The organism is Gottfriedia sp. NPDC058432 (genome assembly GCF_042721555.1).
In the GTDB taxonomy this organism is placed as follows: Bacteria; Bacillota; Bacilli; order Bacillales; family Bacillaceae_G; genus Gottfriedia.
In genome coordinates this window covers 17,729-38,900 of the sequence record NZ_JBHXLC010000033.1, presented here as the reverse complement: position 1 = coordinate 38,900, position 21,172 = coordinate 17,729, and the positions used below count along the sequence as shown (strand labels likewise).

The 21,172-nt window shown below is 40.0% G+C and carries 21 protein-coding genes and 1 pseudogene; 18 read left to right on the top strand and 4 right to left on the bottom strand.

Features of this window, described 5'->3' with window-relative positions:
* From cbiE to ACFWM3_RS22575, 15 genes are all read left to right on the top strand, one after another.
* On the top strand, positions 1 to 1,191 hold the full coding sequence (gene cbiE, locus ACFWM3_RS22645; RefSeq protein ID WP_390313010.1) for a precorrin-6y C5,15-methyltransferase (decarboxylating) subunit CbiE: 1,191 nt from the start codon (positions 1 to 3) through the stop codon (positions 1,189 to 1,191).
* Positions 1,192 to 1,193: 2 nt separating this feature from the next.
* The gene (cobI, locus tag ACFWM3_RS22640) at positions 1,194 to 1,895 is read left to right on the top strand and encodes a precorrin-2 C(20)-methyltransferase (RefSeq protein WP_098231743.1); all 702 of its coding nucleotides are present in this window, start codon (positions 1,194 to 1,196) and stop codon (positions 1,893 to 1,895) included.
* Positions 1,892 to 2,665, top strand: a complete 774-nt coding sequence (gene cobM / locus ACFWM3_RS22635) for a precorrin-4 C(11)-methyltransferase (RefSeq protein WP_390313005.1) — start codon at positions 1,892 to 1,894, stop codon at positions 2,663 to 2,665. Before cobI ends, cobM begins: the two co-directional genes overlap by 4 nt.
* Positions 2,665 to 3,786, top strand: coding sequence for a cobalt-precorrin 5A hydrolase (locus ACFWM3_RS22630; protein ID WP_390313003.1), 1,122 nt, complete (start codon positions 2,665 to 2,667; stop codon positions 3,784 to 3,786). Before cobM ends, ACFWM3_RS22630 begins: the two co-directional genes overlap by 1 nt.
* A 17-nt stretch (positions 3,787 to 3,803) precedes the next feature.
* The gene (locus ACFWM3_RS22625; RefSeq protein ID WP_390313002.1) at positions 3,804 to 5,174 is read left to right on the top strand and encodes a cobyrinic acid a,c-diamide synthase CobB; all 1,371 of its coding nucleotides are present in this window, start codon (positions 3,804 to 3,806) and stop codon (positions 5,172 to 5,174) included.
* A complete protein-coding gene (locus tag ACFWM3_RS22620) occupies positions 5,167 to 6,687 on the top strand; it encodes a cobyric acid synthase (RefSeq protein ID WP_390313001.1) in 1,521 nt (506 codons plus the stop codon). Before ACFWM3_RS22625 ends, ACFWM3_RS22620 begins: the two co-directional genes overlap by 8 nt.
* The gene (cobT, locus tag ACFWM3_RS22615; protein ID WP_390313000.1) at positions 6,680 to 7,720 is read left to right on the top strand and encodes a nicotinate-nucleotide--dimethylbenzimidazole phosphoribosyltransferase; all 1,041 of its coding nucleotides are present in this window, start codon (positions 6,680 to 6,682) and stop codon (positions 7,718 to 7,720) included. Before ACFWM3_RS22620 ends, cobT begins: the two co-directional genes overlap by 8 nt.
* Positions 7,721 to 7,739: 19 nt before the next feature.
* Complete coding sequence (gene cobA, locus ACFWM3_RS22610; protein ID WP_390312999.1) at positions 7,740 to 8,525, top strand: uroporphyrinogen-III C-methyltransferase; 786 nt, start codon at positions 7,740 to 7,742, stop codon at positions 8,523 to 8,525.
* 1 nt (position 8,526) lies between these two features.
* Complete coding sequence (locus tag ACFWM3_RS22605; protein ID WP_390312998.1) at positions 8,527 to 9,096, top strand: nitroreductase family protein; 570 nt, start codon at positions 8,527 to 8,529, stop codon at positions 9,094 to 9,096.
* 15 nt (positions 9,097 to 9,111) lie between these two features.
* On the top strand, positions 9,112 to 9,669 hold the full coding sequence (gene cobO / locus ACFWM3_RS22600; protein WP_390312997.1) for a cob(I)yrinic acid a,c-diamide adenosyltransferase: 558 nt from the start codon (positions 9,112 to 9,114) through the stop codon (positions 9,667 to 9,669).
* The gene (gene cobD / locus ACFWM3_RS22595; protein ID WP_390312996.1) at positions 9,669 to 10,769 is read left to right on the top strand and encodes a threonine-phosphate decarboxylase CobD; all 1,101 of its coding nucleotides are present in this window, start codon (positions 9,669 to 9,671) and stop codon (positions 10,767 to 10,769) included. Before cobO ends, cobD begins: the two co-directional genes overlap by 1 nt.
* A complete protein-coding gene (gene cobU, locus ACFWM3_RS22590; protein ID WP_390312995.1) occupies positions 10,766 to 11,302 on the top strand; it encodes a bifunctional adenosylcobinamide kinase/adenosylcobinamide-phosphate guanylyltransferase in 537 nt (178 codons plus the stop codon). The genes cobD and cobU overlap by 4 nt, the downstream gene beginning before the upstream one ends.
* Positions 11,303 to 11,443: 141 nt before the next feature.
* Entirely contained in the window at positions 11,444 to 12,412 is a 969-nt protein-coding gene (cbiB, locus tag ACFWM3_RS22585; RefSeq protein WP_390312994.1) for an adenosylcobinamide-phosphate synthase CbiB, read from the top strand.
* A gap of 19 nt (positions 12,413 to 12,431) precedes the next feature.
* Complete coding sequence (locus ACFWM3_RS22580) at positions 12,432 to 13,295, top strand: GHMP family kinase ATP-binding protein (protein WP_390312993.1); 864 nt, start codon at positions 12,432 to 12,434, stop codon at positions 13,293 to 13,295.
* 208 nt (positions 13,296 to 13,503) lie between these two features.
* Positions 13,504 to 14,304 (top strand): HoxN/HupN/NixA family nickel/cobalt transporter, encoded by an 801-nt coding sequence (locus tag ACFWM3_RS22575; RefSeq protein ID WP_056465486.1) that lies wholly within the window; start codon positions 13,504 to 13,506, stop codon positions 14,302 to 14,304.
* Between the two features lie 583 nt (positions 14,305 to 14,887).
* Here ACFWM3_RS22575 and cyoE read toward each other — a convergent pair.
* Entirely contained in the window at positions 14,888 to 15,775 is an 888-nt protein-coding gene (cyoE, locus tag ACFWM3_RS22570; protein ID WP_390312992.1) for a heme o synthase, read from the bottom strand.
* 752 nt (positions 15,776 to 16,527) lie between these two features.
* On the opposite strand from cyoE, the gene ACFWM3_RS22565 reads away from it, so the two are divergent.
* Entirely contained in the window at positions 16,528 to 16,758 is a 231-nt protein-coding gene (locus ACFWM3_RS22565; protein ID WP_056465490.1) for a hypothetical protein, read from the top strand.
* A gap of 220 nt (positions 16,759 to 16,978) precedes the next feature.
* Here ACFWM3_RS22565 and ACFWM3_RS22560 read toward each other — a convergent pair whose 3' ends face one another.
* Entirely contained in the window at positions 16,979 to 18,052 is a 1,074-nt protein-coding gene (locus ACFWM3_RS22560; protein ID WP_390312991.1) for a pyruvate kinase, read from the bottom strand.
* 370 nt (positions 18,053 to 18,422) lie between these two features.
* Here ACFWM3_RS22560 and ACFWM3_RS22555 point away from each other — a divergent pair, with 370 nt between their 5' ends.
* Positions 18,423 to 18,983 (top strand): class I SAM-dependent methyltransferase, encoded by a 561-nt coding sequence (locus tag ACFWM3_RS22555; RefSeq protein WP_056467007.1) that lies wholly within the window; start codon positions 18,423 to 18,425, stop codon positions 18,981 to 18,983.
* A 70-nt stretch (positions 18,984 to 19,053) separates the two neighbouring features.
* Here the strand turns inward: ACFWM3_RS22555 and ACFWM3_RS22550 are convergent, their stop codons facing one another.
* Entirely contained in the window at positions 19,054 to 19,470 is a 417-nt protein-coding gene (locus ACFWM3_RS22550; protein ID WP_390312990.1) for a hypothetical protein, read from the bottom strand.
* Positions 19,471 to 19,660: 190 nt separating this feature from the next.
* Here ACFWM3_RS22550 and ACFWM3_RS22545 point away from each other — a divergent pair.
* Positions 19,661 to 19,933 (top strand): annotated as a pseudogene (locus ACFWM3_RS22545) (GNAT family protein); the annotation flags it as partial.
* Positions 19,934 to 20,056: 123 nt separating this feature from the next.
* On the opposite strand, the gene ACFWM3_RS22540 reads toward ACFWM3_RS22545, so the two are convergent.
* A complete protein-coding gene (locus ACFWM3_RS22540) occupies positions 20,057 to 21,169 on the bottom strand; it encodes an RNA-guided endonuclease TnpB family protein (RefSeq protein ID WP_390312989.1) in 1,113 nt (370 codons plus the stop codon).
* Positions 21,170 to 21,172 lie beyond the last annotated feature (3 nt).

The following is a 21,172-nucleotide window of genomic DNA, read 5'->3' as shown; positions in this document are numbered from 1 at the left end:
ATGATCGGCATTGGGGACGAAGGGAAAGTCAGCCTACTCCCAATGTACGAAAAGTGGATTAATGAAAGTGAACTATTAATAGGAGGAAAAAGACAGCTTGCTTTTTTTTCTGAATTCGCCGGCGAAAAAATGGCGATTGAAGGCGGGCTTTATTCTCTAGTGGAACGGTTGCAGTCGGAGACTAGAAAGGTAGTCATTCTAGCTTCAGGAGACCCGTTATTCTATGGAATTGGAAGCTATTTATCTTCTAAAATCGATTTGGATATTTATCCATATATAAGTTCAATCCAGCTTGCTTTTGCCAGAATGAAAGAAAGATGGCAGGATGCTTATTTTACTAGTGTTCACGGCAGGAGTATAAAAGGGTTGGCACAGCGAGTGGATGGAAAAAAAACAGTCGCAATCTTAACCGACACAGAAAATTCCCCAAATAAAATCGCTCAATATTTACTTTCCTTTGGCATGACTGAATATGAGGCGTTTGTGGGCGAGAACCTAGGCAGTGACAAGGAACGATGCCGCTGGTTTACCCTTTCTGAAATGAAGGATGAAGAGTTTTCACCGCTCAATGTAGTAATTCTTAAGAAAAAAGGGGAAAGCCCACATTGGCCGATAGGCATTGACGATTCGGAATTTTTACAGCGTAAACCAGATAAGGGATTAATTACAAAAAAGGAAATTCGCACACTAAGCGTTAGTGCCCTAAGGTTAAAAGAAGATAGCACAGTTTGGGATATTGGGACATGCACAGGTTCTGTTGTGATTGAGGCAGCGAAAATCGCCAGGGAAGGACAAGTGTTTGCTATCGAAAAGAACGAGGGCGACCTAGAAAACTGTATGCAAAATTTAGCAAAGTTCCGCGTGGATGCAACACTCGTCCATGGGAAAGCACCAGAGGGATTAGAAACCTTTCCGGAACCGGATGCGGTTTTTATTGGCGGGACGGCAGGTGGGATGGAAGACATTTTGGATATTTGCTGTAGCCGCTTGAAAACTTGTGGACGCATTGTCTTAAATGCCGTCACGATTGAAAATCTTTCAGAAGCGATGCTTTTGTTTAAAGAGCGGGGCTATGAGACGAACATTACTCTTGCTCAAATATCTAGAAGTAAGCCCATTTTGAATTTGACAAGATTTGATGCATTAAATCCGATTTACATAATAGAAGCATGGCGCAAGGAAGGGGAGTAAACATGTTAGGTACATTATACGGCCTTGGGGTTGGCCCAGGGGATCCAGAGCTCATTACCGTTAAGGCGTTTCGTAAATTAAAGGAATCACCAGTGATTGCTTATCCGAAAAAACAAAAGGGCAGCAAAAGTTATGCTCATCGAATCATTGATGTCTATTTTCAGCCGAACGAAAAAGAAATGCTGGGCCTTGTCTTTCCGATGACAAAGGATCCAGCCACATTGGAAAGAAAATGGACCGAAACCGTGGAAAATGTATGGGCGAAGCTGCAGGAGGGAAAGGATGTCGCTTTTGTAACTGAAGGGGACCCTCTTTTATACAGCACGTTTATTCATATGATGCGTTTGATGCAGGAGAAGTATCCGCAAGTTCCGATTGAAGTTGTTCCGGGAATTTCGTCCATCAATGGAGCGGCTTCTAGGCTGGGAATTCCATTAGCAGATGGGGATGAGCATGTGGCGATTGTTCCAGCACGGGATGACTATGAAACCATGAAAAAAGTCATTCAAGACAATGATTGTGTCATTTTTATAAAAGTAGCGAAAGTGATTGATTTAATGCTAGAAGTATTACGTGATTTAGATTTGCTTGACAAGGCTTCAGTCGTCACAAAGGTAACATCGAATGAAGAAATTATTTGGAGGGCAGATGAGCTCGAAGGAGCGGAGCTTGAATATTTAACATTAATGGTGGTGAGAAAATGAAGCTTTATATCATTGGTGCCGGACCGGGCGATCCAGATTTAATCACGGTAAAAGGTCTTCAGCATCTTCAGGAAGCAGATGTTATTCTATATGCTGATTCGCTTGTAAACGAAGACTTAATTGCAAAAGCAAAACCTTCCGCCGAAATATTGAAAACCGCCGGGATGCACTTAGAAGAAATGGTTGACGTCATGGCTGACCGAATTCTACAAGGGAAAAAGGTTGTTCGTGTACACACGGGCGATCCGGCTGTCTATGGGGCGATTATGGAACAAATCGTCTTGTTAAAGAAGAGAGGAATCGAAATAGAAATTGTTCCAGGTGTGAGCTCTGTGTTTGCGGCCGCCGCGGCCGCTCAAGCTGAGCTGACGATTCCTGATTTAACCCAATCCGTGATCCTGACAAGAGCCGAGGGTAGGACACCTGTGCCAGAATTTGAAAAGCTGGCTGATTTAGCAAAACATCATTGCACGATTGCGCTTTTCTTAAGTGCGACGTTAACGAAGAAACTTGTCAAGGAATTGACCGGGGCAGGATGGAGCAAGGATACTCCTGTTGCGGTTGTTTATAAAGCGTCGTGGCCAGATCAAAAAATTGTCCGGACCACACTGGAACGCTTAGACGAGGATATGCGGATTAATGGGATTCGTAAACAGGCGATGATTTTAGCAGGATGGGCACTGGATGAAAACATCCACGAACAAGATTATCGTTCCAAGCTGTATGACAAACAGTTTACACACGGATTCCGTAGGGGGGTAGAATCGTAATGATCGAGCTCCAAGAAGCGCAAAGGGCGGTCATCCAGCAGAAGGGGGACTATGCGGTTGTCGCCATTACAAAGCATGGGGTCGAACTGGCCCGCAAGCTGGGACATTCGTTTCAAAATGCCGATGTGTACTATATGGCGAAGTTTGAAAAAGGAGATGAGAGGAACAAGGACATCCAGTTATTTACCGGGAGCGTTCGACTTCTTCTGCCCGCTCTTTTCGAGGCCTACAAGGGGCTTATTATCATCATTTCCCTTGGAGCCGTGGTACGAATGATTGCACCTATTTTAAAGGATAAAAAAACAGATCCTGCGGTTGTCGTTATCGATGATAAGGGTGAACATGTGATCAGCGTGCTGTCAGGCCATATCGGCGGTGCAAATGAACTAACGAAAGAAGTGGCGGCCACTCTACAGGCCCGTCCAATTATTACCACAGCTTCAGACGTACAGGAAACGATTGCGGTTGATTTGTTCGGGAAACGATTTGGCTGGATTTGGGACTCGGCTGATAAGCTGACGCCCGTTAGCGCTTCGGTTGTAAACGAAGAAAAAATCGCCGTGGTTCAGGAGTCAGGTGAAAAAGACTGGTGGTCATATGACCGGCCGCTACCAGGAAATATTCAGCCGTATTCATCGATTCAAGAAGCGCTGGCCGCAAAGCCAGATGCTGCCTTAGTAGTAACCCATCGGAATTTATCCGAAGATGAAACGGAGATTTTACATAATGGAGTTTTATATCGACCAAAGGTGATCGCCCTTGGATTGGGTTGCAACCGTGGGACAACTGCAGCGGAAATCGAAGCAGTAATCGACGAAACGCTTGAGGAATTAAAGTTTTCAAAAAAAAGTGTCATAGCGGTTTGCACGATAGATCTAAAAAAGGATGAAGCAGGACTGCTTGAAGTGGCGAAAAAAAACGGCTGGGAGTTTATTTATTACACCCCAGCTGAATTGAATTCGATTAAACTTCAGAACCCTTCTGAAACAGTCTTTAAATTTACCGGTGCATACGGCGTCAGTGAGCCGGCTGCTTTATTGTACAGCGCAGCGGAACATCTAACGTTGATAAAGAAGAAATCAGGTAATGTCACCATATCAGTAGCGGTGATTCCCTATTGATAGAGGAGGGAAATAGAATGTCTACTCGTAGACTTGTGATTGCAGGGACAGGCAGTGGTGTCGGAAAAACGACGCTGACAATCGGGCTGATGTCTGCTTTAAGGAAAAAGGGCTATACCGTCCAGGGCTTTAAATGTGGTCCAGATTATATCGATCCGACCTATCATACGGCGGTCACGGGGAGAACGTCAAGAAACATTGACAGCTGGATGCTCAACCACGAGATGGTCAAAGAAATTGTCAACCGTGCAAGTAATGGAGCGGATATTTCCGTCATCGAGGGGGTCATGGGATTCTTTGATGGGAAAAATCCTCTAAATAATACGGGATCAACTGCCGAAATCGGTCTTGTCACCGAAAGTCCGGTCATTTTGGTCGTGAATTGTGCCAGCATGGCCCGTAGTGCGGCGGCCATTGTGAAGGGATTTCAATCGTTTCTGAATGAAGCCAATATTGTCGGGGTGATCGCTAATCGAGTGGGTAGCGAAGGACATTATAAAATCGTTCAAACCGCGATTGAGCAAGAATGCGGTATTCCCGTCCTTGGTTACTTGAAAAGAAACGAGGAACTCTCGATTCCAGAACGGCATTTAGGGTTGATACCCTCCGTTGAACGGGGGGAATTGGATCCATTTTTTGAGCAACTAGGTGAATTAGTTCTTGAAACCGTTGATGTAGATTCTATATATGACTTGGCACAAGCCCCCCTTTTAAAGGTAAAAGAATCTCAGTTTAAAAGAGCGGAGCAGGCAACTTTAAAAATTGCAGTCGCACGAGATGCCGCTTTTAATTTTTACTATCAGGAAAACCTCGACATGTTAGCAGCCGCCGGAGCCGAGCTAATCGAGTTCTCTCCATTAAAAGGTGAATGCCTGCCGGAACAAGTCGATGGCTTGTATATCGGTGGCGGTTTCCCAGAGGAATTTGCGGAAGAGCTTACCAATCAGACAGAGGTAAAAAACTCGATTCGAACGGCCATTGAAAAAGGACTTCCAACCTTGGCGGAATGCGGCGGGTTTATGTACTTAACTGAATCGTTGGAAAAAACGGATGAAACGAGTTACAAAATGGTCGGGATCATTCCTGGAAAGGTGAAAATGCAGACAAAACTAGCTGCTTTGGGATACCGAGAAATCACTGCAGAAGAAGAAAATTTCTTGTTAGCGGGAAATCTGAGTGCAAGAGGCCATGAATTTCACTACTCCACCTTTCATCCGAGAACGGTTTTTGAACCGGCCTACCAAACGAAAGGGATGCGTGGGTTTAAGCATGAGGGCTATAGGAAAGGGAATTTAATTGCAGGTTATACCCATTTTCATTTTGGCTCATGCCCTGAGCTTGTCGAAAATTGGGTGAAGAAATGTAAGGAGTTCAAACAAAATGACTAAAGCTTTCCCACTTATGTTTCAAGGTACCAATTCGGATGTTGGCAAAAGTGTTGTCGTGACCGCCTTTTGCCGGATATTCGCCCAGGACGGATATAAAACGGTTCCATTTAAATCACAAAATATGGCGTTAAATTCCTATATCACAGTGGATGGAAAAGAAATCGGCAGAGCACAAGGTGTTCAGGCCGAAGCCGCATGTATTCAGGCAACCACCGATATGAACCCGATTCTACTAAAGCCAAACCGAGATAACCAATCCCAAATTGTCGTCCATGGTAAACCATATAAAAATATGGAAGCAGGAAGGTACCGCCGGGAATTCTTTCAAACGGGATTGGAACTTATTCAACAATCACTGTCCACTCTGTCCCAAAATTATGAACGAATTGTCATTGAAGGGGCTGGTAGTCCGGCCGAGATTAATCTGAATGACCGGGAACTAGTTAATATGCGGGTCGCCAAAATGGCGGATGCCCCTGTGATTTTAATTGGGGATATCGAAAAAGGCGGAGTGTTTGCTAGTTTAGTAGGAACCCTTCAGCTAATGGAACCAGAGGACCGCGATCGAGTAATTGGTGTAATCATCAATAAATTCCGCGGTGATCTCAGCCTGTTAGAATCTGGATTAACGTGGTTTGAGGAGTATACAGGAAAACCCATTCTCGGCGTGATTCCTTACTTGCAGAATCTAAATATTGATGCCGAGGATTCTGTGATTTTAAATCAATATACATATACTCAAAATACTGAAAAAGAATTGGATATCGCGGTGATTCAGTATCCGAAAATCTCAAATTTCACCGATGTCGACCCGTTTTTTGCTGAGCCGGATTGTCATGTTCGTTTTATAACGAGAGCGGATCAATTACTAAATCCAGATTTAGTCATTCTCCCGGGCAGCAAGAATACAATTGAAGATTTACTGTTTTTACGAAAGAGCGGCATCTCTCAAAAAATAGCAGAATTACACAAAAAGAATCACTCCGTTCTTTTCGGGATATGCGGAGGCTATCAAATGCTCGGTGATAAAATTGAGGATCCGTTGGCGATCGAGTCTCTCCATAAAGAAATCGAAGGCCTTCAGTTACTGCCAATTGGAACTACTATTACGAAAGAAAAGACGACAATCCTATCAGATGGGAAGTTGCATCTTTTCGGAAAAAACTTTGATGTGACAGGTTACGAGATTCATATGGGTGAAACCGTGGCGACAGGAGCGTCCCAAGGGCTTATTTTTACAAATGAAAAATGGGATGGTTGTCATTCCCCAGACGAAACAATCATTGGTACTTATTTTCATGGGATATTCCATAATGATGAATTTCGTGAGGAATTACTTAATCAGCTTCGCCGTAAAAAGGGATTGGAGCCCATCCACATGCGTCCATCATTTAACCAATTGCGGGAAGAAGCGTTTGACCGGCTGGCAGAACATGTAAGAGCACACACTAAACTGGATGTCATTGAAGATTTAATGAAGGATTATCAAAAAAGGAGATCAAACAATGAATAGCGTTATCACAGGAATCCAGCCTCTTGATAGAGAAATGGGACAGCAAGTTCGTGAGTATATCGATACGTTAACCAAACCTCCGGGCAGTTTGGGGAAATTAGAGGAATTAGCCATTCATCTGTCGGAAATGACATCTGAAGCATTCCCGGTCGTGTCACCGCCCGGTGTGATAGTTTTTGCCGCTGATCATGGTGTAGTCGAAGAAGGGGTGTCCGCTTTCCCTCAGGAAGTTACCGTGCAAATGGTCAAAAACTTTTTAAACAGCGGTGCGGCCATCAATGTTTTTAGCCGACAAATCGGAGCCATGTTTGAAGTCGTCGATATCGGTGTGGCAGCAGATATTGATGCTAACGGGTTTGTGAATCGAAAAATTCGCTATGGAACCAACAATTTTTGCCAACAAGATGCAATAACAAGAGCAGAGGCCGAACAAGCCATTACAGTTGGCTATGAACAGGCGGAACAGATGATTAAACAGGGAATCAAATGCCTAATTGTTGGTGAAATGGGGATCGGTAATACGACGTCAAGCAGTGCGATTGCAGCGGTTTTAAGCGGCAAGGACATCGATGTACTCGTCGGCCGAGGAACAGGGATTGCACAAGAAAAAATTCGTCATAAACAAGAGGTCATCACAAGGGCGTTAAAGGAAAGGAACCCTGACCGAAATAATCCCATCGATATCTTAGCAAAAATTGGAGGTTTGGAAATTGCCGGAATGACAGGTGCAATGCTCTCCGCCGCTCAAAACCGGATTCCGATATTAATAGATGGGTTTATTTGCACGATTGCAGCTCTTTTGGCAAGGGAAATCTGTGAGACAGCAGCGGAGTATATGATTGTCGGCCATCGTTCCGTCGAGCCTGGACATGAAATTGCGCTGCAGTTATTAGGTAAAAAGCCACTTCTTGATTTAGATTTGCGGCTAGGAGAAGGAAGTGGGGCCGCAATGGCCTTTCCAATCTTACAATCAGCAACCTTAATGTTAAAAGAAATGGCCACTTTTGCATCGGCTGGAATTTCAAATGAGTAATTTAGGAAGGAGCTAGAAGATGATAAATGGAAAAGTGTATCTTGTTGGTGCTGGACCAGGAGACCCTAAGCTAATTACGGTTTACGGGATGGAGTGTATCCAACAGGCGGATGTAATTTTATATGACCGTTTAGTAAATGAGGAACTGCTCAAGTATGCAAAGGCGGAGGCAGAGTTGATATTTTGTGGAAAACTGCCAGGAAAACATCATATCATTCAAGATCAAATTCACCAGCTGTTAATTGAAAAAGCCAGTCAGGGCAAGACTGTCACCAGATTAAAAGGAGGCGATCCTTGCATTTTTGGCCGTGTCGGTGAAGAAGCGGAAATTCTTGCAGAACATGGGATTCACTATGAAATAGTGCCGGGGATTACAGCTGGTATTGCAGCACCTGCTTATGCCGGAATTCCTGTGACCCACCGCGATTATGCTTCCACCTTCGCGATCGTCACAGGCCACGGCCGTGCAGAAAAGGGTGCGGATCAATTAAATTGGTCAGCTCTCGCTCAAGGAATCGATACGATTGCCTTTTATATGGGAATTGGGAATTTACCTTATATTGTTTCGAGATTAATAGAGAACGGAAAAAGCCCTGATACGAAAGCAGCCGTTATCCAATGGGGGACCACGGCCAAGCAGAAAACGGTGACCGGGAGTTTAAAGGATATCGAAGTCCGGGTTCTAGAAGCCGGGATTACTCATCCTGCGATTGTTCTCGTTGGTGATGTGGTTGGTCTTCGCGAGAAATTACGCTGGTTTCAAGAAGCTGATGAAAAACAATTAGTTGGAATAGGGAGGGTCTAAGATGTCGATTTTAGTGGAAATCAAAAGCCGAAGAGCAATCCGTGATTATGCGGCTCGAGAGGTAGAGGACGAAAAGATTCACACCTTATTAGAAGCAGCGACATGGGCACCGAATGACCGGATGCGTGAACCATGGAGCTTTTATGTGATTAAAGGCGAAGCAAAAAAACGCTATGAAGCGTTGGCCTATGAATATCTATTGGAACGCTTTCCAACCAAACCAAATTTAATCGAAAGCTCCTTAAAGGTACTAAAAACAACACCGGTCCATATCGTCGTTACCGCTGACATCGTTCCAGACGATGAAGAGGCCTCTGCCGATAATGAATATGCCGTATGCTGTGCGATCCATTCGATGTGGCTTTCCGCCAAAGAATTAGGATTAGGTCTGGTTTGGCGGACAAGGGGAGTCGGACTTGTTCGTGACCATCGAATGTATGAGTTTATTGGCTCACCCGAAAACAAGAAAATCATCGGAAATTTGTTTATCGGTTATCCCGATTCAGAAGTATTAAAAAAGGCGAAAGTTCCGGCTAGGACATCCTTTGAAGAAAAGACAGTCTGGTTGTAATGAGGAGGAAAGCGTATGGAAGAGGTAACTGAAAACAAAGCAAAGCGCGGTCTTACACTAGTTTACACCGGTGATGGAAAAGGGAAGACGACAGCAGCCCTTGGGCTCGCAATTCGTGCCGCGGGTCGGGGAAAACGAGTGCTTATGATTCAATTTATTAAATCGCCTGATCGAACGTACGGGGAAAAAATTACGTTCGAAAAATTAGGGATTGAAATCGTGCAGACAGGAATCGGCTTTACGTGGACGAAAACACCAGAGGAACATCGGGTAGCCCTAAAAACCGCTTGGTCTTTTACAAAAGAAAAGGTCCAGTTTGGCAGCTATGATGTTGTCATTTTAGATGAACTAAATAATGCGCTCGCAATTGATAAATTTCCGATTGACGATGTCCTTCCGTTAACAGAAGTTATTGAGTTGATTCAGAAGCGCCCTAAGGGGATGCATTTGGTGATTACCGGACGGTCAGCCAAAGAGGAAATCATCGCTTGTGCGGATTTAGTAACCGAAATGAAGCCAGTTAAGCATTATTATAACGAAGGAATTCCTGCCGTGAAGGGAATTGAGTTTTAATGATCTATATTGAAAAATTTGGTCATGGTGGCGATTTACTGACGGCAAAACAATTGTTTGGTAAAGATTCATCGCAGCTGTTAGATTTTAGTGCGAATATCAATCCACTTGGTCCACCTGCTAGTGTAATTGAGTTGATAAAGGAGCAACTGGAGTCGATCGTCCATTATCCCGATCCCGCCCATCGTGTTCTTAAACAAAAGCTGGCGGAAAAACACTCCGTTTCACCAGAACAGATTTTGATAGGAAATGGAGCAGCAGAGTGTATCGCCCTTACGATTTTAGGATTGCAACCTGAAACAGTGGGGGTTGTATATCCTTGCTTCTCGGAATACGAAGAGCTTGCTAGAGCTTATGGTGCTACCATCAATTCATTGGTCGGCAGGGTAGAAAATGATTTTAAGCCTGATCAATCGGAATTCCTTCAATTAATAGCGAAAACCGATCTTGTATTTGTAGGACATCCCAACAATCCCACTGGTGTAACATATTCAAAGGAAGAACTTGTCGAGATGGCAGAACAGGCAAAGAAGACAAATACATATTTGATAATAGACGAGGCATTTATTGATTTTCTTCCGATCGAAACACGAGTCACGCTGCTTGAGGAATTGCAACGTTGGAAACAAGTAATCCTAGTTCGCTCGATGACAAAGTTCTATGCGATCCCTGGTCTCCGGCTGGGGTATATGGTGGCCGATCCAAGCCTGATATTAAAGTTTCAGGCGAAACAAGTAACTTGGAGTGTCAACCAAATGGCACTATTGGTTGGTGAAGCGGTCCTAAACGAAAAGGTATACGAGGGAGAAACGATTACCCTAATTCAGGAGCAAAGAAGCCTTGTCAAACTAGCCATTGAAGAAAAACTTGGGTGGAAGGTTTTTCCCGGTCAAGCCAATTTTCTGTTAGTTAGGATAACAGCTGGCACGGCGGCTGAATTACAGTGGCGCATAGGTCATAAAGGAATCTTAATACGCTCCTGTACCATGTATCCGGGGCTAACGGATCAGGATTTTCGGATTGCGATTCGAACCGAAGAAGAAAATCAATGCTTAATCCAAGCCTTAATTGAAGTAAGTAAAGAGGTGAATCCATCATGACCTTAACCTATGTAACTGGAGGAATTCGCTCCGGGAAGAGTGAATTTGCGGAACGCTTGGCTTTCAGTCATACAGGTAGAGTCCTTTATGTTGCATTCGGAGTTCAAGCCGATCAAGAAATGGTGAAAAGAATTGATAGCCATAAGAAGCGGCGCCCAAGTGAATGGGACTTATTAGAAAAACCGAACGAACTAACTTCTGTTCAAACCGTCTATCAAGGCTACGATGTTATTTTAGTTGATTGTATTTCTTCGTGGCTGTCCAATCATTGTATGTGGTTAACGGATCAGGAACTCAAGGAAGAAAACAAGATAACCAGTTTAATAGAGGAAGTAGATCGTTGGATTAAGGTGATACAAGAAAATCATCAGCATGTGATTGTTGTTTCTAATGAGGTAGGTCTAGGTGGTGTCGCATTATCGTCGTTGGGGCGTTTTTTTCAGGATGTTCTAGGAAAAATCAATCAATTATTAGCAGCCGAAGCAGATGAAGCATACACCGTTTTTTCCGGTCTGCAACTAAGGCTAAAATAATGAACCTGGCTACCAGTCAAGTAAACTATCTTCCAACCCCTTTTTTTGCAGGCACCGCCACCTCCATTGGGAATACAATTGGCTGCCTTGTTTATGAGGCCACATGTGAAGCAGTAATGAGTCAGGAGGGCTGAGAATTCGATGTTAGTTCATGCCATTAATATTGTTATTGCTTATTTTATTGATCGAATCATTGGTGACCCCCGAAAGCTGCTACATCCGGTGGTCATCATTGGGAAGTCTATTAGTCGTTTGGAAAAAGCGATTCGTTTTTTCATCGTTAAGGAAAGGTATTTGAAACTGGCAGGACTCTTATTTCCTATTTTGATTGCTGGCGGCAGCTATTTAATCGTTGCTTTGCTGCTTTGCGGCCTCAATCAGGTGAATCACGTTCTTGCTGTCATTGCGGAAATCTGGTTAATTTCAACGACCATCGCGACAAAAGGATTGGCTGATGCAGGGTTGGAAGTATTCCAACACTTGAAAAATCAGGATTTAAGGGCTGCACGTAAAAGTCTGGGAATGATTGTCGGAAGAGATACAGAAAACCTCGAGGAAAGTGAAATTTCGCGGGGGGCAGTGGAAACCGTAGCCGAAAACATTGTCGATGCCATTATATCACCGTTATGCTTTGCCCTTATCGGGGGTGCCCCGCTTGCAATGTTGTACCGAGCGGTTAATACGTTAGATTCGATGGTAGGATATAAGAATGAAAAATATCAAAACCTAGGCTGGGCCTCGGCCCGACTAGATGATCTATTAAACTATTTGCCTGCCCGGTTAACGTTTGGAATGATGCTGCTTGCTTGTTCGATTAAACGTCTCAATATACTAGGCGCTTGGAAAATGATGAAACGGGATGCTAAACTTCATCCGAGTCCAAATAGCGGTATCCCAGAAGCGACAATCGCAGGAGCGCTTCAGATACAACTTGGAGGAACGAATTATTATTTCGGTAAAGTCTCTGAACGGGCAAAGATGGGCGAACCATTACGGAAGATCAAAGCAGATGATATTTTACTTACAGTAACAGTTATGAAAACTACCTCCATTATCTGTGTCGTATTATTTATGGTACTTGCGATATTAGTGGAGCTGGGCATGAAGTAAGGGGATAGGAGCCTGAACAATGAAACTAGGAAGAGGAAGCTGCAATGGCACATTTGGAGAATTGGTCCAAGGTATCATGAAAGAGCGTCCGTTTTTAATCACTTTGCCTATCCGGAGTTTACGAAGTGAGGCTAGATTTGTTCCAGACACAAACGTTTCCCGGATAAGGGTTGTAAATTCCAAAATGAAAGCGAAGAAAGCGGGTGAATCATTACTCCAACTTTTTGGGATAAGAGGAGGTGGGTATCTTGAAATCCATTCCAATATCCCAACCGGCAAGGGGATGGCTAGTAGTTCAGCGGATATTGTTGCTTCATTAAGAGCAATTGCTGACAGCTATAGTATTCCGCTCACAAATGAAATGATCTCGATGATTGCCGCAAAAGTGGAACCTACCGATGGGGTAATGTATGAGGAAGTCGTGGTGTATGAATATATTCACGGGCAACTGATTGCAAGCTTTGGGACCTTACCCCCATTCATTCTCGTTGGTATCGATCTTGGGGGTATGATCAAAACAATAGAATTTAATGAAGTGCCGAAAGTATACAGCCAGGACGATCAACAGCAATTAATTAAAGCTTTTGATCTAGTTTCAAAAGGGTTTAAGGAACAAAATATAACTTATATTGGGGAGGCGGCAACCCTCAGTGCAAGGGTGAATCAAAAAATATTGCCAAAGCCTGTTTTTCCTCTATTAGTTCAGTTGGCCGATCGCTACCAGGGCGGAATCGTTGTCGCCCACAGTGGAACGGTCGCGGGTATTTTACTAGATGGAAATCTTCCAAACAGTGAATTGGTGGTTTCACATTTAATTAGGGAAATGTCACTCGCTTACAAGGGTGTACCTTTAAATTTATTTCATTATGAAAGTAAGAAATAGATAATGATTTGAATGATTCACAAAGTTTGATTACAAAAGGGTGGTAACATGTTTAGTCAAGAGGAACGAGAAGTGATTTACGTTTTCATTAATAAAAGGAGAGTTGGCCGCACTTTTCTCCCGGATGTCCTCTAAAATCCTCAATCTGTCAAAGGTTTAGGATTGATTTTTTATGTTGCAACTGTTTAAAAAAGGGAGGAATTTTTTAATGGAAACAGTATCAATGTTTTTCCTTGTTTTTGTATTGGGGCTTCGGCATGGGTTGGATGCTGATCATCTTGCTTTTATTGATGGACAAACCCGTTTTAATTGGAAAATGGGCAGTTCGTTCGCACGTTGGGTGGGGACATTATTTTCATTGGGTCACGGAGGAATGGTAGCATTAACAGCAGGTATTTTAGGAATGGTGATAAAGAATTTTTCATTCCCAGCTTATTTTGATAATATTGCATCATGGGTGTCGATTTTTTCTTTATTCCTTATTGGAACGTTAAATACGTATAATCTGTTACGCACTAGAAACAATCACGAAGAGTTTCAACTTAGCGGACTAAAGGGAAAGTTTATCCCAAAAATTGCGAAGGGGACTACAAATCCTTTTCTTATTATTTTAGTAGGGGCTTTGTTTGCCTTGGCTGCTGAGACAGTAAGTCAAACCGCCGTCTGGTCTTTGGCGGCTGGAAGTGTAAGTAAATATACCCCTTTATTTTTAGGGCTAGTTTTTATGTTTGGGATGATGATTACGGATACAATTGATTCGATGATTGTCTATAAAATGGTGAACCAGTCCAGCAAAATCGGTCAAGCTGCGTCAAGACTAATGGGTTGGGTGATTGTCGTCTTGGCATACGGAGTTTCCTTCTATCTGGCATTTACTTTTTTTAACCCTTGGGCAGAACTCGATTTCGAAATCGTGGGAGTCATTCTTTTCATTTTCTTAGTCGCATCATTTATCTTTATAAGCGTTTACTCCAAAAAACAGAATCACGAAATAAATACTACGAATTAATTAGATAAGCTCTGACAATTTTATAGTGTCAGAGCTCTTTTAATCTCTATAGTAATCGTCCATAAAATTGCGAAAAATATGAATCTATTGGGATAAGATTAAGGAGATGTACCGTGAAATTGTTGCTTATGGAACGGCTGTAGTAGTCGAGAAAATATAATAAAAAAACCTTGTCATTTCAAGGTTTTTTTATTTCACTTTTTATAGAATTAAATATAAATAAAAAAAGTGCGGACAAATTTTCGGACACAAACCAGACTGTTCCAATAATGGAACCAGATAGCTTATACAATTTAACTAATGTAGATTCACAATATATCGAAGGAATGAGAAAAGGAATTGTAGCATTCAGAATAAACATCTCAAAAATTGAAGCGAAAGCTAAATTAAGCCAAAATCATCCCGTGGAACGACAAGAGTTAATCATTAGGCAACTAGAAACCAGTTCCCAACAAGATAATATTCAGGTAGCATCACTAATGAAGAAAAATCTACAGAGATAGCGGCAGCATTAAAAGATGTTATTAATCTAGATAGGATGTAGAGTGAAGAAATAAAAAGAACCCTTGAGCCAGGGTTCTTTTTAGATTGACATCACGATAATAGATATAAGAAATAACATCATATGAATAACGGAGTATCTAAACATCCATTTCGCCCAATGTGCTTCGTTTTGTGTAGCAAATCCCCTGATCGATAAAATTATCCATCCAATATTTAAAAGTGTCATAAATCCGATGAAAAACAAACCAAGGGATTTCATGAAGAATGGCATTGGAATTAAACAGATAAGATAAAATAGTAGATGGATTTTTGTTTTCTTGACGCCTGATACAACAGGTAACATGGCGAATCCTGCCCGTTTGTAATCATCAAATCTTCGTATAGCGATGGAATAAGTATGAGGCATTTGCCAAATGAATACGATGAGTGCCATCATCATAGGAATAAGTTGAAAGCTACTAGATAACACTGACCAACCGATTAACGGTGTTACACATCCTGATATGGCACCAATAATCGTGTTCCATGAGTATTTTTGTTTACTCCAAAAAGTGTACAAGACCACATAAAAAAACCAACCAACGAATGAAAATAGTAACACTTCGGCATTAGTAAAAAGCAATATAAAAAATCCCATTATACTTGTTGTAACTCCTAAAGTTAAAACAAACTTCTTGCTGAACTCTCCAGTAGCACTCGGTCTATTTTTAGTTCGCTCCATTTGTTTATCTAAATCGGCTTCGTACCAATTATTCAACATTAAAGCACCAGCAATGACAAAGGCACTTCCTATTAATGTAACAAAGAAAGAGGCAATATGTGCAGCAAGTGGAAGATGATTGATATGCGATGATAAAAAATATCCTGCCAACACAGGAAGCACATTGATAACAAAGACTTTCCCTTTAATGAGGCTGATTAGGTTTTTAAAGAAATTTTTAGATGATTTTGTTTGAATTTGATTCATATATATTCCTCTCTTTTTTTATCCAAAAGACTATTCATTCTAGCACAAATATTCTCCAAAAGCTCATGGTTTATTTTTGAATTTCTAATACCACCGCCTGAAACATGTTTATACAAGTAGGGGGGTGAACAGTTTAGTTGACTGAATCAAGTTCCTCCACGGATGTGACATTCTACCCCGACTAATGTAAATAATAAGACCTTAAAGCATTCATGTCACAATATTTGCCTATTCAACCACTTTGACTACCATTTTGGGATCTTATTTGGATTATTAATTATCTCGATTGCACATAGGAGAAGTGTAGGGGATTAAAGATGTGGTCTACATAATTATTTAAGATTTTGTCTTATTCAGTCGCTCCAAGGAATAAGCAAAAGATGTAATGATGCATAAAACAATTTCAAATTATTTTTAATTCCAATACATGAGTGCATAGACCTCTCAAAAAAAAATTGTTATAATCAAATTCATAAGGGAACTGGTAATTAATTCTGTAGTAAGCTAATCAAACTAATATTTTATTTTTTTGGTTTGTTATTAAAATTATGAATATGAACATCCAAATGCTTCTTTCCTGTTTTTTTAGTTAATAGTTATTTAGCTATCTAACGGACAAAATGACGGACATAATTTTGTGAGTAGCTTGTTTAGTATTGTAATACCAATACTTTTAGGGGGTCTGTCTACATGAAGTACAATATGAGTGGAATTGTAGCATATGGAACGGCTGTAGTAGTCGAGAAAATATAATGGAAAAATTTATTTTCGGTTTTTATGGTCTCCAAATTTTATTTCTCATTATTTGTTTATTGCTAGGTTACTTTATTTACGATAAACGATTTAATCGAAATCATGGAAATCAGATACCAGAAGGATTTCAACGAACTAGCGAAGTGAATATTGATCCTGTAACAGGGGAGAAAACAAGAGTTTACTATAATCCAGATACAGGTGAACGATTTTATAAAAAAGAAAAGTGATATTTAAAAACGCCCTTTTAGGGCGTTTTAGTGTGTAGACATAGTACAAAAAACTTGGGTTTCAGACTGATTGCAAGCGCTTGTCTTTCGAGGCGTGAAGTCTGGTGAGGAGCGGAGTTACCTTAGACGGTAATGAGCACCGCAGACAGGCGAAGCAACGAAGAAAGCGAGCGTTTGTCAACAGTCTGAAACGCCCTTTTGGGGCGTTTTTGTCTGAAAATCAAGTTAATTTGATAGTCGAGTTAATCAATTCAAGCATATCATCAAAATCAAATGGAGATTTTGATTTTACGGTCTCAGCAAATTGAGATACAAGTTTTAATGTTTCAATACTTTCGATTGGATGGTGGCCAGCAGCACTTTCAGCGGATAGCATGACTGCATTCGTCCCATCCATCACAGCTTGAAATACATCAGTTACTTCAGCTCGTGTTGGAATTGAATTTTCTACCATTGATTGAAGCATCTGAGTTGCTGTGATCACATATGTACCATTTGAATTACACTCATGAATCATTGCTCTTTGTAAGAGAGGAATCCATTGATAAGGTAATTCAACACCTAAATCACCACGAGCAATCATAATTGCATCAGTTTCTTTATTAATTTCTTGGAAATTTTTTATTGCTTCGATCGTTTCAATTTTTGCGATTAACTGAGGTGTTTTACCACTTTTTGAATTCATAAAACTTCTAATTTCTTGTAAATGTGATGCACGACGAATAAATGAGCATGCAATATAGTCTAAACCTTCTTGCAAAATGAATTCGATGTCTTTTCGGTCTTTTTCAGTAATAGCAGGTAAACTTGTAACGACTCCTGGTAAATTAACCCCTTTATGCGAAGAAATTTCGCCACCAGTTTTTACAGAAGTGACAATCTTATTTTGTTCTATCTTATCAACTAATAACTCCACTGCACCATCATTAATTAATATACGATCTCCTTGTTTAACATCATTTATTAAACCTTTATAATCTACACTTGCTTGATTACGATCACCTGTAATTTCATCAATTAAGAGTGTAAAAGTTTGATTAGGTTCAAGATTGATTTTTTCCCCTTCAATTTTTCCTAAACGAATTTTTGGACCTTGGAGGTCTCCTAAAATCTTGATATCTTTTCCTGTCTCTTTTCTGATTGATTTTAATAGTTCGATGACATTGTGATGACTTTCATGTGTTCCGTGTGAAAAATTGAGTCTTGCGATCGTCATGCCATGCTCAATCAATTCAGACAATATTTTTTTATCAAAACTAGCTGGTCCAATCGTACAAATTCGATCAATGGTCATTTGATATCGCCTCCATATACTGGAATTATTATACCCAAGATTAAGTAGAAGAAATCTAACTGATTTTTAAAGTGATAGATAAAGACTATGAGTTATTTTAAAAATTATCTGAAAGGATGTCAGAATGATTAACAATTCTGCTACTCAAAAATTTGAAACAAACCGATTAATTCTTAGAAATGAGTCATAGTAACAGTAATTAAAGGTGTGCATAAATCAGTTGAAGAAACGATTGAACAGTTTCAAAAAAGAATATCTTAAATAATCTACATTTCTAAATTTTGACATTTTTCTACGTTATGTAGAAGGAATTCATGTAACTTTTGTAGAACACTACTATTCGATCAAAATTTAAGATGAGGTGAATCTACTGATGATTAAACAAGATGAAATAAAAATTGTAATTGGAGCAGGTGAATATAACAATAATCCAACATGGATTCAAACTCAGGAAGAAGAACTTAATTTATTAGTTAGGTCGACTTGGGAAAATAAATTTGAGAAAAATTCGGTTTCAGCTATTTTAGCTGAACATGTTTGGGAACACCTTACATATGATGAAGGTTTAGAAGCTGCTAAAATTTGTTATGAATATTTAAAACAATCAGGCTATATTCGTTGTGCTGTACCAGATGGATTTTTTCAAGACGAAACATATCAAAGTATTGTTAAAGTGGGAGGACCTGGACCAAAAGATCATCCTGCTGCAAGTCATAAAATAGTATATAACTATAAAACACTAATTAACATGTTTGAAACAGCGGGTTTTGAAGTTAAACTACTAGAATATTGTGATGAAGAAGGAAATTTTCAGTTTAATGAATGGAATGGTAAGGAAGGTGTTATTTTCCGTTCAAAAAAATATGATCCTAGAAACCACGGGGAAAAAATCCTGTTTCCTTCAATCATTGTAGATGCAGTAAAACGATAATTTAACAAAAAATCATATTATTAAATACAAAGAACTGAAGGATTACTTCAGTTCTTTAAAATAGACTATATTAGTAGATCATTATATCTCTGATTTCTTTCGTTATTCGTTCGATTTGACCTTGAAACATCATAGAAGGGATGAAAATCGAATCTTCAGGATGGTTTATTACTAGATAAGCACTATGTGATGGTGTTTCTTTATAGCGGTATTGTAAATTAACACGTGTAATATGATGAGCAGGAATCGTTCGCTTAAAACCCCAATGTTCGTATGTAACTCCGTGATCGTTTATCCTAATAACCATACTACGAATATAACCGATATAAGCTAGAAAGCTTAAGCTTACCAAAGTCATGATCATATATGACTTAATCGTATTAGGAAATCCATGCTTTTGTACATAAATGATGAAAGTGACCATACAAATTGCAAACAATATAGAAACTAAAAAATTGGAAAGCCTTCCACTACTTCTAAATTCCACCTTTGATACACCTCTTTCATATTAATATAGTTTGGTCTAAAAACTTTTAATATTAACAATTAGGATGATCTCTTTTAGTATGAATTAATAATCATTTTTATTAATGAGTCTTATCCACTCTAATAGAAGTAGTAATCAAACAATCTTTCTTTTCTATTAAAATAAAGAATACAAGTGTAAGGAGTATATGATGAAAATACAACCTCAGAAATTTACGGAAAATGGCCTTCAATATATTATTAGACATGCAGTACTTACTGATGCTAAACAATTATCTAATTTAAGAGTACAGATTGACGGAGAGACGGAAAATTTAGACAGGGAAGCAGGAGAAGCATTTATTGATCCAAAAGGCTTTGAACAATTAATTATCTCAGATACAGAAACTATTAAAAATTTATTTTTAGTAGCAGAAGTAGAAGATAAAATAATAGGTTTTTCTAGATGTGAAGGTAATCAAGTGAACTACCCACCACTTAGTTAACCTTTCGGTCTACTTGAAGTGGGGGCTTCTCGACTTATTGTTGCTTTTACTAGCCAACGAAAACTGACCGAGCTAACCCTCTTGTTCCAAGAGTTTTTGTTTCTATGCTAATACTAATAGGCGAATACCTTCATTTTTGATATTGACTGCTGAATTGTAGTCACGATCTGAAGCATAACCGCATGAACAATGGTAGGTGCGTTCAGATAGTTTCATCATTTTTTCTGAACCACAACAAGAACACTTCTTAGTGGAAGGATACCACTTATCAATTTTCACAAGCTGTTTTCCTTGTTCTTTTAGTTTGTAGGCTAAGAAAGCAGTGAACATACCCCAACCATTGTCGTGAACGCTTTTACCAAAGTGTAGGGCTTGAGACATTCCTTTCATGTTCAAGTCCTCAATCACGACAGCATCAAAGTTAGAAGCTAATTCTTTTGACTTATGGTGAAGGAAATCTTTGCGTTGGTTCGCTACTTTCTCATGAAACTTAGCCACTACTAGACGTTGCTTATTCCAACGTGTAGAACTTTTTTTACGCTTAGAAAGAATCCGTTGTGCTTTTGCTAATTTTTCTGACATAACACGATAGTAGCGAGGATAATTGGCTTTCTCATTCTCGCTACTCACATATAATTCAGCCATCGCAAAGTCTAATCCAATAACGTTTTTCACTTCTTTTTGTACAATTTCTTTTTCGTATTCAGTCAAAATAGAAACATAGTATTTACGAGTAGAGGTCATAGAAATCGTGCATGACTTGATTATGTGGTCTTGTGGAATTTTTCTATGTTGTCTGATTCGTACCATTTTTAGCTTTGGTAATTTGATATGGCGAGCAAATAACATTATGTTTCCGTTTACGAAATTGGTTGTATATGAATTTCTACCATTTTTTTTCTTGAATGTAGGAAAGTCATTGTGTCCACTAAAGAAATTCTTATATGAAGTTTGCAAATTTAGTTGAGCGTTTGCCAAGGCTAAAGAATCAACTTCTTTTAACCACTCAAATTCTGCTTTGTATTTTGCAGGAGTTGGAAACTTTTGTTTCTTTAGTTGTTCTTTATCGTCTTTGTATTTCTCGTATGTTTCTTTTCGTTCTGCCAACATTTTGTTGTATACGAATCTCACACAACCGAAAGTTTTTTGCATAAGAAATGCTTGTTCTTCTGTTGGGTATAATCGAAACTTATATGCTTTATTGTGCTTTGTCATATC